Consider the following 13804-nt stretch of genomic DNA (forward strand, 5'->3'; position numbering starts at 1 on the left):
TACCTGATCATGCCCTGGACCTTTGCCCATCCCTTCGCCATACTTCCTCTGCGCCGTCTTGCACCACAGCGTTTCAATCTGATGCCTTTGGTTATAGGCAGTGTTGCACCGGATCTTGGTTACTATGTATTTGCTTTTGACCTGGCCACGCTGGCCCATCAATGGCTGGGTTTGCTACTGGTGTGTCTGCCTTTGGGGTGGGGCGTGTTCATGTTCTTGCGCCTGATGCAAGCCCACTTCATCTACCTGCTGCCGCAGATACAAAGACAGGCACTACAGGCACATGTCTCGCTGTCCCGGAATTTGTCTGGTGCGCAGTTTATCTGGATTTCTCTGGCGTTGATACTGGGGGCTATAACCCATATAGTCTGGGATGCATTTACCCATGCGAGTGGTTTTGCTGTCGCTTACTTTGATATGTTGCGCTTACCGGTAGAAGTGGCAGGTGTTCATACCCGCGTTTTTCATGTGCTGCAACACTTAAGTACGCTGGTGGGAGTAGCAGGACTGGCTTATTGTTATGTGCGATGGCTGAAGAAATTGCCACATATCGTCATACTGGAGCCCAAAGAGAGTGATCAGTGGCGTTATATTTTACTTGCCAGCACTGCACTGACCGCATTCTTGCTGGCCTTGCCACTGGCCTTTGGCATGTCAGGTATGGCAAATGGCAGTCTGGCGAAAGAAGCTTTCGTCTTTCGCCTGGCCCTGTGTTCAACCAGTTGCTTTGCCGTGCTGCTGACCATTGCTGCCTTGCTCATTGCCAGGGCCAGGACAGCACCCACAATACAAGACTGAATCCTTAGCCTTTACATGGGATTCAAATTCCAGTTCAGGACTTCCCCTTTTTTATCTGTGACGGTCGTCATTTCCTTGAATATCCTGGCTTGCAGGCTGTCTGGCAGTCGCACAAAATCCACGCTGTTGACGTAACGATCACCGCGCATAAAGGCCCAGGTGAAAAATTTCATGGCGGCGGTGGTTTGTTGTGCGTCCTTCGCACGCTGTTGCATGACGATAAAAGTACCCATGGTGATAGGCCAGGTTTTTTGACCTGCTTTATCAGTCAGCATTTCTTCAAAATTGGCATCGGTTTTCCAGCTGCTGTTTGACAGCGCGGAAGAAAATGCTTCTGCAGACGGCGCAATGAATTTGCCATCCCGATTTTGCAGCAGGGCATAGTCAATTTTTTCCTGGCTTACATAATTAAAGTCGATATAACTGATGGCATACGGTGTTTTTTTGAGTGAGCCAGCAATATTGCTGCTGCCTTTGACCTGGATCAAATGGCTGTGGCTGTTCCATGGAATGATAAAGTTTCTGCCGTACTTCGTTTGCCATTTTTTGCTGACCTTGCTCAGGTAGTCAGAAAAATTATAGGTCGTGCCCGAACCATCCTGGCGTACGATGACCTCGATATTTTTATTCGGCAAACGCAGGCCGGGATTGAGCGCGGTGATTGCTGCGTCATTCCAGAGCGTGATGTCACCAGAGAAAATACCTGCCAGGATTTCGCCGGTCAGGCGCAATTCAGCGGACTTGATGCCAGGTAAGTTAATGACAGGCACCACACCAGAAATGGCAGAGGGAAACTGTATTAATTTGTCTTTCTTAAGGTCTGCCTGGCTAAGGGCTGCGTCACTGGCACCAAATTCTACGCTGTTTTCCTTTATTTTCTTGATGCCTGCAGATGAGCCGCTGGCTTGATAGGTAATGGTCGTACCACCATTTTTGCTATAAGCATCTGCCCATTTCTGATACAGGGGCGCTGCTGCGGAAGAGCCTGAGCCTTGAATTTCGGCATGAGCATTAGTAAGAACAGCAAGGGGAGAAAGGAGTAAAGCCAGTGGGAAGAGTAAAGAGTTGCGTGTAATCATGATAAAAGATAAAGCTGGAGAGCGAGGAAACTGGTGATGCGAAATGGCGCGGATTATCTCATGTCATGAGAAATTTCTCCTGAAAGATCATTTTTCCGTAATGAGCCTGTCATTTCTAATGGCTATGCTTCTTCCTTGCATATCAACAATAAATTGTTTATATTGTTTACATGTTTTCTAATTTGGAGGCTGGAATGGTAACCGCAGCAACGAAAAAAGTAAGTACTGTAGTAGCAGGTGCAGAGAAAAAAGTCGTGGCCCTTAAAAAATCTCCTGTTAAGTCCACTGTTGTGGCTGTCAAGAAAAAAGCAATCAGCAAGCCTGCTGTAGAAGCCAAAGCAGCTGAAAAAATTCCTGCTAAAGCGCCTGTCAAAGCCCCGGCGCGTGCCAAACCTGCCGCCAAGGTTGTGGAAGTCAAACCTCTGGTAGAGGTCGTAGCAGAAAAGGTCAAAAAAGCCAAGCTCGTGCGTGATAGTTTCACCATGCCGGAAAGCGAATACGCAGCTTTGGGTGCGGTCAAAAAAGCTTGCCTGAAAGCTGGCGTCGAAGTCAAGAAAAGTCAGTTGTTGCGTATTGGCGTTGCCCTGTTGAGCAAGACTGATGTGCCTGCCTTGAAAAAATTGATCGCTGGTCTGGCACCGCTGAAGGCGGGCAGGCCAAAGAAAGAGAAATAATTCAATTTTTCTGAAATGCAGTGCATGCAGGGAAATGGCGCTCTGAAAAGAGCCTCGTCACTGTTTTTGCCGCGCATTTATCCGGTTTCACCTGTGCAATCCCCGCCTGACATATGCCAGACGGGGATTGTTGTTTTTTTTGACTTGTCATAAAACCGACATCGTACTGTCATCTTGCTGAAGTAATCCTTGATTATTCTTCGTTCGTCGGATCAACGAACAACATGACAAGGACGATGAATGCGATTACTCACGATACCCGCCGATGCTAATCCCAGTTTTTCCAAGCTTAATCTGAGCCTTGCTACTACGGCAAAAGAAGTCAAAGAAGTGCAACGCCTGCGCTATAAAGTATTTATAGAAAGCATGGGCTTGTCGGCTTTGTCCAATCCAGATGGCCTGGATAAAGATGAATTTGATGAACACTGCGATCACCTGATCGTACGCGACTCCAAGACCCTGAAAGTGGTAGGCACCTACCGCATACTGGGGCCAAATGCAGCCCGCCAGCTGGGCCGCTATTATTCTGAAACAGAATTCGACCTGTCCCGCTTGCAACATATACGTAATAGCGTGGCAGAAGCAGGCCGTGCCTGCATCCACCCTGATTATCGCAGTGGTGCTGTCATCATGTTGCTGTGGGCTGGACTGGCCGCCTATATGCGCCGTGAGCGCTGCTCGCACCTTATCGGCTGCGCCAGTATCAGCCTGACTGATGGTGGCCAGAATGCCGCTGCGATATACCGTGGTTTGTCTGCCGCAGATTTTTCTCCGCTTGAATACCGCGTTACGCCTCACACGCCTTTCCCGCTCGATGAAATTGATAGCAACTCGACTGAGGCGCGCATTCCACCGCTGTTGAAAGGTTATCTGCGTGCTGGTGCCTGGGTGTGCGGTGATCCTGCCTGGGACCCTGATTTCCATAGCGCTGATTTATTCGTCATGTTGCCACTGGCGAATCTGGATGACCGTTACGCACGCCATTACGGCACAGGGGAGCAATAATCATGAAACCAGCCGATCAGTTCTTGAATAGCAAATTGTATAAAACCGGTAAGAAAGAAACTCAGCGTTTCCGCACTATCTGGATTTCAGATTTGCATCTAGGAACGAGCGGCTGCCAGGCGGCAAAGTTGCTGGAATTCTTGCGTGCCACCGATTCAGATACGCTGTACCTGGTTGGTGACATCATCGACGGCTGGCAACTCAAGCGCCGCTGGTACTGGGACCAGACCCATAATAACGTAGTGCAGACTGTCTTGAAAAAAGCCAAGAAAGGTACGAACGTCATTTTCGTGCCTGGCAATCATGATGAATCGATACGTCAGTTCATTGACCTCGATTTTGGTGGCATCAAGATCAGGGATGAACTCGTGCATACGACAGCTGCAGGCAAGCGTATGCTGGTCTTGCATGGCGACAGGTTTGATGGCGTCATCGCCTGTGCAAAATGGCTGGCCTATGTCGGCGACAGTCTGTACACCATGATCCTGAAATTCAATCAGATCTTTAATAACTGGCGCGCCCGCGCTGGCATGCCTTACTGGTCGCTGTCACAATACCTGAAGCAAAAGGTCAAGAACGCAGTCAGCTATATCACGCAGTTTGAAGATGCTCTGGCGGACGAAGCACGACGCAAAGGCCTGGATGGCATTATCTGCGGTCATATCCATAAGCCAGAAATCCGCGATATAGGCGGTATCCTGTATTGCAATGATGGTGACTGGGTAGAGAGCTTGTCGGCCCTGGTGGAAGATGCCAAGGGTGAACTCAGGCTGGTGACCTGGCATGACATCTGCCACCCGGAGCATGTGGCAGATGCAGTGGCAGATACCCATGCGGAAGAGTCTGAACTGGAGACAGTTGCTGGCTAAGTTCAGGTGGCTGCTGCCGGTTTGAACCACGACCAGATACGCAAACCAAACTGGTTGCAAGCCAGGCCACCGAGCACCAGCAGACCAGCGCAGATTTTCCACCAGAATAAAGTCTCGTTCAATACGATAGAAGCTGTCAACATGCCGACCACCGGCACCAGCAAGGTGAACGGCGCTATCGTGGCTGCTGGATATTTGCGCATCAGCCATGACCAGATACCAAAACCGACTATGGTATTCGGGTAAGACTGGTAAGCGATCGCTCCGATTGAAGTCCAATTCAATTGCGTATACGCAGCTTGCCAGGCGTCCATGCCTTCCATCATATATGACGCCAACAGCAAAGGCGGGCTGGCAATGGCTGAACCCCACACCACCATGGACAGGGGGTTAACCACACCTATCTTCTTGGTAACGATATTGGCGATACTCCAGCACACTGCGCCTGCGACCACCAGCAGGAAGCCAATGATGGTTGCCTGCGCTTCCAGATGCATGGCTACCAGCGCCATGCCGGACAAGGCAATCAGCGCTCCCAGCACTTGCACGAATTGTGGTTTCTCACCCATGATGACAACAGCCAGGCCCATGGTGATAAATGCCTGCAGCTGCATGACAAGGGATGCCAGGCCAGCAGGGAAGCCCAGCTTGATACCGCAAAACAGTAAGGTGAACTGGAAGGCAAACTGGAACATGCCATAGGCAATCACCCACTTCCACGATGTTTTTGGAAGGGGAACAAAAAATATCAGGGGCAAGGCAGAGAAGATAAAGCGCGATGCGGTGAACAGCACAGGCGGCAATCCTTGCAAGCCGATTTTGATGACTACGAAATTGATGCCCCAGGTGATAACTGCAATCAGGGCGGCAAGGATGTGCGTGGGTTTCATCGTGCTTTGTGGGTAAAGACGGTCCTACATACTAACAGCAAGCAGGATTTGCTGCAGAGAGCCAGTATTTTTACCTGTGACTAAATGAATTTCAGGAACGCTTATTTAACCACCAGGTCAGGAGACATGATGGCCTTCAGATAGGTTTGCACGATTTCGTTTTCACGCTGTTTTTGTGTGATCCACCAGACATTACCCTTGCGTACACTGTATTCTTGCAAGGGATGTCCAAGCAATTCAGCCGCTACCTGACCCAGGTAGGGCTGGTGGCCAATGATGAGTACAGGCTCACGGCTGTTTGGCCAGTTGGCAGCGCTCAACACATCGCTGACTGTGGCTGCCGGACCAAGTTCCGGCATGACCTTGTATTTCCTGCCGCAGGCGATGAGGGCTTCAGCCGTGTCTCTGGTACGTATGGTGGGGCTGGCCAATATCCTGCAAGTTTCAGGCAGCGTGCTATCGAGCCAGAAAGCAATTTTGCTCGCTTGCTTGTTTCCTTTGCCAGTCAGTTTTCTGAATTCATCAGTCAGTTCAGCCGTTGCCGGTTCTGCTTCTGCATGACGCCAGAGTATAAGATCCATTATTACTCTTCCACCTCAGATAAGGAACCCAGGGTTTGCATCAAATGTTGTTGGGCGCAGAAGCGGACTTGTTTGGCGCGGGTTTTCTTGCGCTCGTAACGACCATCCGAATCCAGTGTCCAGGCATTCACATTATCTTTCAGATAGGGTTCCAGGCCTTCGGAAATGACACGTTTTTTCAATGACTTTTCCAGTACCGGGAAAGCAACTTCTATGCGACGGAAAAGATTGCGGTTCATCCAGTCAGCGCTGGCCAGATACACGTCATGCGCGAGATCATTACGGAAGTAATAGATACGACTGTGCTCCAGGAAGCGGCCTATGATGGAACGCACCTTGATATTTTCTGACAAGCCAGGTACACCAGGGCGCAAGGCGCAGGCACCGCGTATGATCAGGTCAATTTTCACACCATCTGCCGACGCAGCATATAGTGCACGGATAACAGATTCATCGAGCAGGGCATTCATCTTGGCGATGATGCGGGCAGGGCGGCCTTCACGGGCTATGCGTGCTTCATTACGTATGGCTTTGATGATTTGCGGTTGCAGGGCAAATGGTGCCAGCCACAGATAATCAAGTTTTTTAGGTTTGGTCAAGCCAGTCAGGTGGATGAAAACTTCATTGACTTCTGCCGCCATGCCCGTGTGAGCAGTCAGCAAACCAAAATCAGTATAAAAGCGCGTGGTGGACGGGTGATAATTACCCGTGCCCAGATGGGCATAGTGACGCAAAACACCGCCTTCTTCGCGGCGTATCACCAGTGCAAGCTTCGCATGGGTTTTCAGGCCAACGACGCCGTATACAACCTGGGCGCCAGCGCGTTGCAATTTGTCGGCCCAGTTAATATTCGCTTCTTCATCAAAGCGTGCCATCAATTCGACAATGACGGTGACTTCCTTACCCAGCCTCGCAGCAGTGATCAGGGATTCCATCAAATCAGAATTCATGCCAGTGCGGTATATGGTCTGTTTGATGGCGACTACGCTAGGGTCCTGCGACGCTGAGCGTATGAAATCAATGACGGTCTGGAAAGGCTGGAAAGGATGATGCAAGAGTATGTCTTGCTTGCGCAGCAAAGTGAAAATATCAGCATGCGCATACTTGCCAATGGCCTTGGCAGAGAAAGGCGGAAAGCGCAGGTTCGGTTGTTTGACGTGATCAACCAGTTCACCCAGCCTGACCATGTTCACCGGGCCATCGACAGGATACAAGCGGTCGCTATCGAGTGAAAATTGCTCAAGCAGGAAGCGAGACAGATTTTCGGGGCAATTTTTTGCGACTTCCAGACGTACTGCGGCACCAAACTGACGGGTTTGCAATTCACCTTGCAAGGCCTGGCGCAGATTCTTGACTTCTTCTTCATCAACCCACAGGTCGCTATCACGGGTGACGCGGAACTGTGAATAGTTGATCACTTCACGACCATTGAACAAATCTTCAATATGCGAGTGTATGACCGAAGACAGTAGGCAAAAAGCCATGCCGTCGTTCGACAATTCATCTGGCAGGCGGATGATGCGCGGCAGAACGCGTGGTGCCTTGACGATGGCAATGGCTGTACCGCGACCAAAGGCATCTTTACCTGCCAGCGAAACGATGAAGTTCAAGCTTTTGTTGACCACCTGCGGGAATGGATGGGCCGGGTCCAGGCCTATCGGGGTCAGCAAGGGCCTTACTTCACGTTCAAAATAGGATTTCACCCAGGCGCGTTGGGCTTCATTACGCTCGGAATGACGTAACAGGTGTATGCCTTTTTTAGAAAGTTGCGGCAGGATTTCCTGGTTCAGCAATTCATATTGTCTTTTCGCCAGTTGATGACATTCATCGCTGATGCGTTTGAGCATGGCCTGAAAGGTGGGGTGCTGCACCAGCTCGCCATCAATGGTGTTTTGTGCTAACAGGCTGGCGACCCTGACTTCAAAGAACTCATCCAGATTGCTGCCAACGATGCACAAATACTTCAGGCGCTCCAACAGGGGGATGCTGCGGTCTTCTGCCTGCGCCAGGACGCGCCAGTTGAAGGCGATTTGTGACATTTCCCTGTCCAGAAAAATCACCGAACGTGACAATTCCGAGGCCACTGGTTTGACTGGCTTGCTTACCGTCTTGATTTCAGTGTCCGGCTTCTGTTTCATTTCTTCCGGCGCTGTTGTTGAAGAAGGTGCTTCCTGATTTGGCATAGTTTTTTGCATGTCATAAAGGCCGTCATATATATACGCAAACATTCTAGACGTCTTAAATGACAAGTTTATGACATAAAAATGATAACAAGTACAATTATTTCACAGGCTTTGCTTCAAGTCATAATCTTGTCATATTTGGCTTGTACAGTGCGCTTCGTAGTACCGAATACTGTTATTTAACTCTGAGGTGAACATGCAAATCAAACGTGTTGTCAAAACTCTCATCGCTGCAATTGGCGTGGCTGTAACATTTGGCGCTGCTCAAGCCGCCGACATTACAGGCGCTGGCGCGACTTTCCCATATCCAATTTATGCAAAATGGGCAGAAGCTTATAAAAAAGCCAGTGGCAACGGTCTGAACTATCAATCCATCGGTTCCGGTGGCGGTATCAAGCAAATCAAGGCAAAAACTGTCGATTTCGGTGCTTCTGACATGCCTTTGAAGGCAGAAGAGCTGGAAACAGAAGGTCTGGTGCAATTCCCGGCCATCATCGGCGGCGTGGTTCCTGTGGTTAATCTGGATGGTATCGCTCCAGGCAAAATGAAGATGACAGGTGAAGTACTGGCCGCCATCTACATGGGCAAGATCACTAAATGGAATGCACCAGAAATCGCAGCCATCAACGCCGGTCTGAAATTGCCAGCAGAAGACATCACCGTGGTACACCGTTCTGACGGTTCTGGCACTACTTTCCTGTGGACAGATTACCTGACCAAAGTCAGCCCTGAGTTCAAAACTGCTGTTGGTTCTTCCACAGCCGTTAAGTGGCCAGTTGGTGTAGGTGGCAAGGGTAATGAAGGTGTGGCTTCCAGCGTCAAGCAAATCAGAAATTCCATCGGCTATGTTGAATACGCCTATGTGAAGAAAAACAAGATGACTTACACCTTGTTGAAAAATGCTGATGGCCAGTTCGCTGAACCAGATGATGAAAACTTCAAATCCGCTGCTGCTGGCGCTGACTGGAACAAAGCACCAGGCATGTATCTGGTATTGACTAACCAGCCTGGCAAAATCACCTGGCCTATCACTGGTGCTTCTTTCATCCTGTTGCACAAAGCACAGGCTGATGCTGAAAAAGGCAAAGAAGTATTGAAGTTCTTTGACTGGGCATTCAAAAACGGTGGCGCAATGGCTGCTGAATTGGAATATGTTTCCTTGCCAGCACCGGTGGTCAAACTGATTGAAGATAACTGGAAAGCAAAAGTCAAAGACGCTTCCGGTAAAGCACTCTGGTAATAAAAAGTTTCAACCTGTTCAGAAATTGAACTAAACGATCAAGGTAATCCGGAACTATCCGGATTACCTTCCGGTGGAAAAGACACCCATGACTACCCAAATGTCCTCCGTCAACATGACTGCACCAACTGCAATCTCACCCGCTAATAACGCACTACCGCAGGCCGGTCAGATCGACCTTGCGAAAATGGCTGCAGTAATGCGCCGCCAGCGTTGGCAAGATTTCTTTTTTCATAAACTGACCTTTACTTTCGCCGCCCTTGTGATGGTGGTGCTGGTCGGTATTATTATTTCTTTATTCCTGCGCTCGATTCCGGCGATGAAGGAATTTGGCCCGTCATTCATCTGGACCATAGAATGGGATCCGGTCAATGACAAGTTTGGTGGCATGATCGCCATCGTTGGCACTTTGGTGACATCGGTCATCGCCTTGCTGATTGCCTTCCCGGTCAGCTTTGGTATTGCCTTGTTTTTGACTGAGATTTGTCCTAACTGGCTCAAACGCCCACTGGGTACGGCGATCGAATTGCTGGCTGGTGTACCCAGTATTATTTATGGCATGTGGGGTTTGTTTGTATTCGCACCGCTGTTCTCGCAATATGTACAGCCAGCCCTGGCTGCTACGCTGGGTAAATTGCCGGTGATTGGTGTGCTGTTTTCCGGTCCCATGATAGGCATGGGCATGCTCTCAGCCGGTATCGTCCTGGCGATCATGATTATCCCATTCATTTCTTCAGTCATGCGCGATGTGTTTGAAGTGGTGCCGCCGGTATTGAAAGAATCTGCTTACGGCCTTGGTTGCACCAAGTGGGAAGTAGTGCGCAAGATCGTACTGCCATACACAAAGATAGGTGTGGTGGGTGGTGTCATGCTGGGCCTGGGTCGCGCACTTGGCGAAACCATGGCAATTACCTTCATGATCGGTAATTCGCATCACCTGTCCTGGTCGCTGTTTGCTGCCGGTAATAGTATCGCTTCCACTCTGGCAAATGAGTTTGCAGAGGCAGAAACAGTCTTGCACACATCTTCCTTGTTCTTGCTTGGCCTGATTTTGTTTGTCATCACTTTCTTTGTATTGTCTGCTGCCAAACTGATGTTGCTGGGCTTGTCCAGAAAAGAAGGAGCCAAATAATGGAAAACTCAACAATGCAATCGGCCAGCAACCCGGTGTACCGCCGCCGTTTGCTGATGCATAAACTGGGCATAGGTTTGTCGTCATTTGCCATGGCACTGGGTATATTCTTCCTGATGTGGATATTGTTCACCCTCATGACAAAAGGACTGAGTGCCGTCAATGTAGCCATGTTCACAGAGTCAACGCCTGCCCCAGGCAGTGATGGCGGCGGTTTGATGAATGCGATCTTTGGTAGCTTTGTGATGGTCGTCAGTGCCGCCCTGATCTCAACACCTATCGGTATCCTGGCTGGTATTTATCTGGCAGAGTATGGCGATAAAAGCTGGTTTGGTTTCGTCACACGTTTTGTGACAGACATCATGCTCTCTGCACCGTCCATCGTGATAGGTTTGTTTGTGTATGCGATCTATGTTGCGCACGTCAAGCATTTTTCTGGTTGGGCTGGCAGTATCGCTATTTCATTGATTGCCATTCCTGTGGTTGTCCGTACTACCGACAATATGCTGGGTCTGGTGCCGACCAGTTTGCGTGAAGCTGCGTTTGCGTTGGGTGCACCCCGCTGGAAAGTAGCTTTGCTGATACGTTTGCGCGCCGTCAAAGCAGGTGTCGTAACTGGTATTTTGCTGGCTGTGGCACGTATCTCCGGTGAGACTGCGCCTTTGTTGTACACCGCTCTCAGCAATCAGTTCTTCAATGCCGACATGAACAAGCCTATGGCCAATTTGCCTATGGTGATTTACCAGTTTGCGATGAGTCCATACGACAACTGGCGTGAACTGGCCTGGGGGGGCGCATTGCTGATCACCTTCAGTGTCCTCGGTTTAAATATTTTGTCGCGTACTTTGTTTAACCAAAAAACACAGCATTAATACTGACCTCGATATGACTACTACTCAAGACAACCAACAGAAAAAAGCAATCGAAATCAGCGGGCTGAATTTCTTTTACGGTGCAACACGTAGCCTGCGCGATATCAACCTGAATATCTATGACAAAAAAGTCACTGCCTTTATCGGTCCATCCGGTTGTGGCAAGTCGACTTTGCTGCGTACTCTGAACCGCATGTATGACCTGTATCCCGGTCAGCGCGCTGAAGGCAATATCATTTACAACGGTAAAAATATCCTTGACGCAGATCAGGACATTAACCTGTTGCGCGCTCGTGTGGGCATGGTGTTCCAGAAGCCGACACCTTTCCCTATGTCGGTATATGACAATATCGCTTTTGGTGTGCGTCTGTATGAAAACCTGTCCAAGGGCGAAATGGATGAGCGCGTTGAATGGGCACTGAAAAAAGCTGCGATCTGGACCGAGGTTAAAGACAAGCTCAACAAGAGTGGCCTGAGTCTTTCTGGTGGTCAGCAGCAGCGCCTGTGCATTGCCCGTGGTGTTGCCGTAAAGCCGGAAGTCTTGCTGCTGGATGAACCAACCTCAGCGCTCGACCCTATCTCTACAGTCAAGATCGAAGAACTGATCAATGAGTTGAAAGAGGAATACACCATCGCCATCGTTACTCATAATATGCAGCAAGCGGCGCGTTGCTCTGACTATACTGCCTATATGTACCTGGGTGAACTGGTCGAATTTGGTGAAACTGATCATATCTTCATGAACCCAGTGAAGAAAGAGACTCAAGACTATATTACTGGCCGTTTCGGCTAACAACGACGCACGGTGCACATACTTATCCATGCAAATGCGTGGATAAGTGATGCTGCATAAAACTGCGACGTTTACGTTTACATTTTGCAATTGCGCATTCAGGAGAAACCTGTGACAGGCGAACACTCTTCAAAACAATATGATATGGACCTGGAGACAATACGCTCCAAGGTCTTGTTGATGGGCGGCTTGGTGGAAAGCCATTTTCATGATGCCATGTCCTGCTTCCGTACCGGTAATGCAGTGCAGGCAGAAGCCGTGATCCAGTCTGACCTCGAAGTCAATCGCCTGGAAGTGGCGCTGGATGATATGTGCAGCCACCTGATCGTCAAGCGTCAACCCGCAGCGAATGACTTGCGTACTGTCATGGCGACCGGCAAGGTCATTACTGATCTTGAGCGCATAGGCGATGAATCAACTAAAATTGCCCGTATCTCCAGGGATGCGGCAACCAGCAAGCGTGGCGTACCCATGTTCAGCGGTTATGAAACCGTACGAGTGCTGGCCAGCAGCGTGGCAGACATGTTGCACCAGTCTCTGGATGCGTTTGCCCGTCTTGACGGTGGCAAGGCTGTGCAATTGATTGCACAGGATGCCTTGATCGACAATGATTTCCGCTCCATCATGCGCAATCTGATTACTTTCATGATGGAAGACCCAAGTACAATATCATCTTCCCTGGATGCTCTGTGGGTGGCCAAGGCGATAGAGCGTATTGGAGACCATGCCAAGAACATTGCAGAACATACGATTTACATCGTTGAAGGCAAGGATATCCGTCATTCAGATTATGTAGCAAACAAGCAGGAACAACAGAGTTAATTATTAATGATGGCTACAGACACAACAATACTCATCGTAGAAGATGAACCGGCAATCGTAGAACTGGTCAGTTTTTCCCTGCGTGCAGCAGGCTGGAACACTTTTGCCGTCAACACGACAGCAGAAGCCTGGGAATATTTGCAGCGCCGCACGCCGCAATTGATTTTGCTGGACTGGATGTTGCCTGATCAGAGTGGTTTGCGTCTTTTGTCGAAGATACGCTCAGACCGTCAGTTTAATGAAATTCCCGTCATCATGCTGACAGCAAAAAGCATGGAAGAAGACAAGATCGCGGGCCTTGATCACGGCGCGGATGATTATGTGACCAAGCCTTTCTCACCACGTGAACTGACAGCCAGGATCAAGGCGCTGCTGCGCCGCAAGAGCCCTGAGCATGCCCAGACAGCCCTGACAGCGGGCCCCGTTGTACTTGATCCAGTCAGTTGCACGGTCAAGATAGAAGACAGCAAGGTCGATATTGGTCATGCAGAATACAAATTACTGAAATTCTTCATGGCACATCCAGAGCGCGTATTTTCGCGCAGCCAGTTGCTCGACAAAGTCTGGGGTGACCATGTCGTCATCGAAGAGCGTACGGTAGACGTTCATGTACTGCGTTTGCGTAAAGTCTTGAAGAATGCTGAATCCCTCATCAAGACCGTGCGTAGCGTTGGCTACATGCTGTCTGAAAAATAAACTGGTACATCCGGTAATGCTATTTGCTGTATAGCGCACTGCATCACCTGTATGCAGTGTGGCATGGCTTTTCCTGTTTGGGAATTGACTGCAAACATTGCTCACTGATATCAGCAAAACCTATATCATTACATTTGCGCATTATATTTCAAGCAATAAAGAGGACCCTC

Annotated in this window: 14 protein-coding genes; 10 read left to right on the forward strand and 4 right to left on the reverse strand. The window is 49.5% G+C overall.

All coding sequences use genetic code 11. The annotated features are described in order from the left end of the window. Window positions 1-9: 9 nt before the first annotated feature. Window positions 10-798, forward strand: a complete 789-nt coding sequence (locus AC3WQT_RS04585) for a DUF4184 family protein (RefSeq protein WP_492702654.1) — start codon at window positions 10-12, stop codon at window positions 796-798. A gap of 11 nt (window positions 799-809) precedes the next feature. Here the strand turns inward: AC3WQT_RS04585 and pstS (AC3WQT_RS04590) are convergent, their stop codons facing one another. After that, on the reverse strand, window positions 810-1877 hold the full coding sequence (pstS, locus tag AC3WQT_RS04590) for a phosphate ABC transporter substrate-binding protein PstS (RefSeq protein WP_492702655.1): 1068 nt from the start codon (window positions 1875-1877) through the stop codon (window positions 810-812). A 194-nt stretch (window positions 1878-2071) separates the two neighbouring features. Here pstS (AC3WQT_RS04590) and AC3WQT_RS04595 point away from each other — a divergent pair, with 194 nt between their 5' ends. From AC3WQT_RS04595 to AC3WQT_RS04605, 3 genes are all read left to right on the forward strand, one after another. Continuing rightward, window positions 2072-2551: a hypothetical protein gene (locus AC3WQT_RS04595; protein WP_492702656.1), complete on the forward strand. Its 480-nt coding sequence runs from the start codon at window positions 2072-2074 to the stop codon at window positions 2549-2551. Between the two features lie 240 nt (window positions 2552-2791). Beyond that, complete coding sequence (locus AC3WQT_RS04600) at window positions 2792-3556, forward strand: GNAT family N-acetyltransferase (protein ID WP_492702657.1); 765 nt, start codon at window positions 2792-2794, stop codon at window positions 3554-3556. Between the two features lie 2 nt (window positions 3557-3558). Then, the gene (locus AC3WQT_RS04605) at window positions 3559-4425 is read left to right on the forward strand and encodes a UDP-2,3-diacylglucosamine diphosphatase (protein ID WP_492702658.1); all 867 of its coding nucleotides are present in this window, start codon (window positions 3559-3561) and stop codon (window positions 4423-4425) included. 2 nt (window positions 4426-4427) lie between these two features. Here the strand turns inward: AC3WQT_RS04605 and AC3WQT_RS04610 are convergent, their stop codons facing one another. The 3 genes from AC3WQT_RS04610 to ppk1 form a co-directional block, all read right to left on the reverse strand. Then, window positions 4428-5315 (reverse strand): EamA family transporter, encoded by an 888-nt coding sequence (locus tag AC3WQT_RS04610; RefSeq protein WP_492702659.1) that lies wholly within the window; start codon window positions 5313-5315, stop codon window positions 4428-4430. 101 nt (window positions 5316-5416) lie between these two features. After that, complete coding sequence (gene sixA, locus AC3WQT_RS04615; protein ID WP_492702660.1) at window positions 5417-5896, reverse strand: phosphohistidine phosphatase SixA; 480 nt, start codon at window positions 5894-5896, stop codon at window positions 5417-5419. A 2-nt stretch (window positions 5897-5898) separates the two neighbouring features. After that, the gene (gene ppk1, locus AC3WQT_RS04620) at window positions 5899-8034 is read right to left on the reverse strand and encodes a polyphosphate kinase 1 (RefSeq protein WP_492703107.1); all 2136 of its coding nucleotides are present in this window, start codon (window positions 8032-8034) and stop codon (window positions 5899-5901) included. A 241-nt stretch (window positions 8035-8275) separates the two neighbouring features. Between ppk1 and pstS (AC3WQT_RS04625) the strand changes: the two genes are divergently transcribed. The 6 genes from pstS (AC3WQT_RS04625) (at window position 8276) to phoB (ending at window position 13634) form a co-directional block, all read left to right on the forward strand. Further along, window positions 8276-9319 (forward strand): phosphate ABC transporter substrate-binding protein PstS, encoded by a 1044-nt coding sequence (gene pstS / locus AC3WQT_RS04625; RefSeq protein ID WP_492702661.1) that lies wholly within the window; start codon window positions 8276-8278, stop codon window positions 9317-9319. Between the two features lie 187 nt (window positions 9320-9506). Further along, window positions 9507-10451 (forward strand): phosphate ABC transporter permease subunit PstC, encoded by a 945-nt coding sequence (pstC, locus tag AC3WQT_RS04630; protein ID WP_492703109.1) that lies wholly within the window; start codon window positions 9507-9509, stop codon window positions 10449-10451. Next, complete coding sequence (pstA, locus tag AC3WQT_RS04635; protein ID WP_422950471.1) at window positions 10451-11323, forward strand: phosphate ABC transporter permease PstA; 873 nt, start codon at window positions 10451-10453, stop codon at window positions 11321-11323. Before pstC ends, pstA begins: the two co-directional genes overlap by 1 nt. 13 nt (window positions 11324-11336) lie before the next feature. Next, the gene (gene pstB, locus AC3WQT_RS04640) at window positions 11337-12116 is read left to right on the forward strand and encodes a phosphate ABC transporter ATP-binding protein PstB (protein WP_492702662.1); all 780 of its coding nucleotides are present in this window, start codon (window positions 11337-11339) and stop codon (window positions 12114-12116) included. Between the two features lie 111 nt (window positions 12117-12227). Beyond that, window positions 12228-12938, forward strand: coding sequence for a phosphate signaling complex protein PhoU (phoU, locus tag AC3WQT_RS04645; protein WP_492702663.1), 711 nt, complete (start codon window positions 12228-12230; stop codon window positions 12936-12938). A 9-nt stretch (window positions 12939-12947) separates the two neighbouring features. Further along, window positions 12948-13634 carry a phosphate regulon transcriptional regulator PhoB gene (gene phoB / locus AC3WQT_RS04650; protein ID WP_492703110.1) on the forward strand — a complete coding sequence of 229 codons (687 nt, stop codon included), beginning with the start codon at window positions 12948-12950 and terminating at the stop codon, window positions 13632-13634. The last annotated feature ends 170 nt before the right edge of the window (window positions 13635-13804 follow it).

This window comes from Undibacterium sp. FW305-107, assembly GCF_058788535.1.

What these genes read in the sequence shown, in the direction of transcription:
- phoB (WP_492703110.1), top strand. Translation starts at nt 12,948, where the DNA reads ATGGCTACAGACACAACAATACTCATCGTAGAAGATGAACCGGCAATC.
- AC3WQT_RS04600 (WP_492702657.1), top strand. Translation starts at nt 2,792, where the DNA reads ATGCGATTACTCACGATACCCGCCGATGCTAATCCCAGTTTTTCCAAG.
- AC3WQT_RS04595 (WP_492702656.1), top strand. Translation starts at nt 2,072, where the DNA reads ATGGTAACCGCAGCAACGAAAAAAGTAAGTACTGTAGTAGCAGGTGCA.
- AC3WQT_RS04585 (WP_492702654.1), top strand. Translation starts at nt 10, where the DNA reads ATGCCCTGGACCTTTGCCCATCCCTTCGCCATACTTCCTCTGCGCCGT.
- AC3WQT_RS04610 (WP_492702659.1), bottom strand. Translation starts at nt 5,315, where the DNA reads ATGAAACCCACGCACATCCTTGCCGCCCTGATTGCAGTTATCACCTGG.
- sixA (WP_492702660.1), bottom strand. Translation starts at nt 5,896, where the DNA reads ATGGATCTTATACTCTGGCGTCATGCAGAAGCAGAACCGGCAACGGCT.
- pstC (WP_492703109.1), top strand. Translation starts at nt 9,507, where the DNA reads ATGGCTGCAGTAATGCGCCGCCAGCGTTGGCAAGATTTCTTTTTTCAT.
- pstS (WP_492702661.1), top strand. Translation starts at nt 8,276, where the DNA reads ATGCAAATCAAACGTGTTGTCAAAACTCTCATCGCTGCAATTGGCGTG.
- pstA (WP_422950471.1), top strand. Translation starts at nt 10,451, where the DNA reads ATGGAAAACTCAACAATGCAATCGGCCAGCAACCCGGTGTACCGCCGC.
- pstS (WP_492702655.1), bottom strand. Translation starts at nt 1,877, where the DNA reads ATGATTACACGCAACTCTTTACTCTTCCCACTGGCTTTACTCCTTTCT.
- pstB (WP_492702662.1), top strand. Translation starts at nt 11,337, where the DNA reads ATGACTACTACTCAAGACAACCAACAGAAAAAAGCAATCGAAATCAGC.
- AC3WQT_RS04605 (WP_492702658.1), top strand. Translation starts at nt 3,559, where the DNA reads ATGAAACCAGCCGATCAGTTCTTGAATAGCAAATTGTATAAAACCGGT.
- ppk1 (WP_492703107.1), bottom strand. Translation starts at nt 8,034, where the DNA reads ATGAAACAGAAGCCGGACACTGAAATCAAGACGGTAAGCAAGCCAGTC.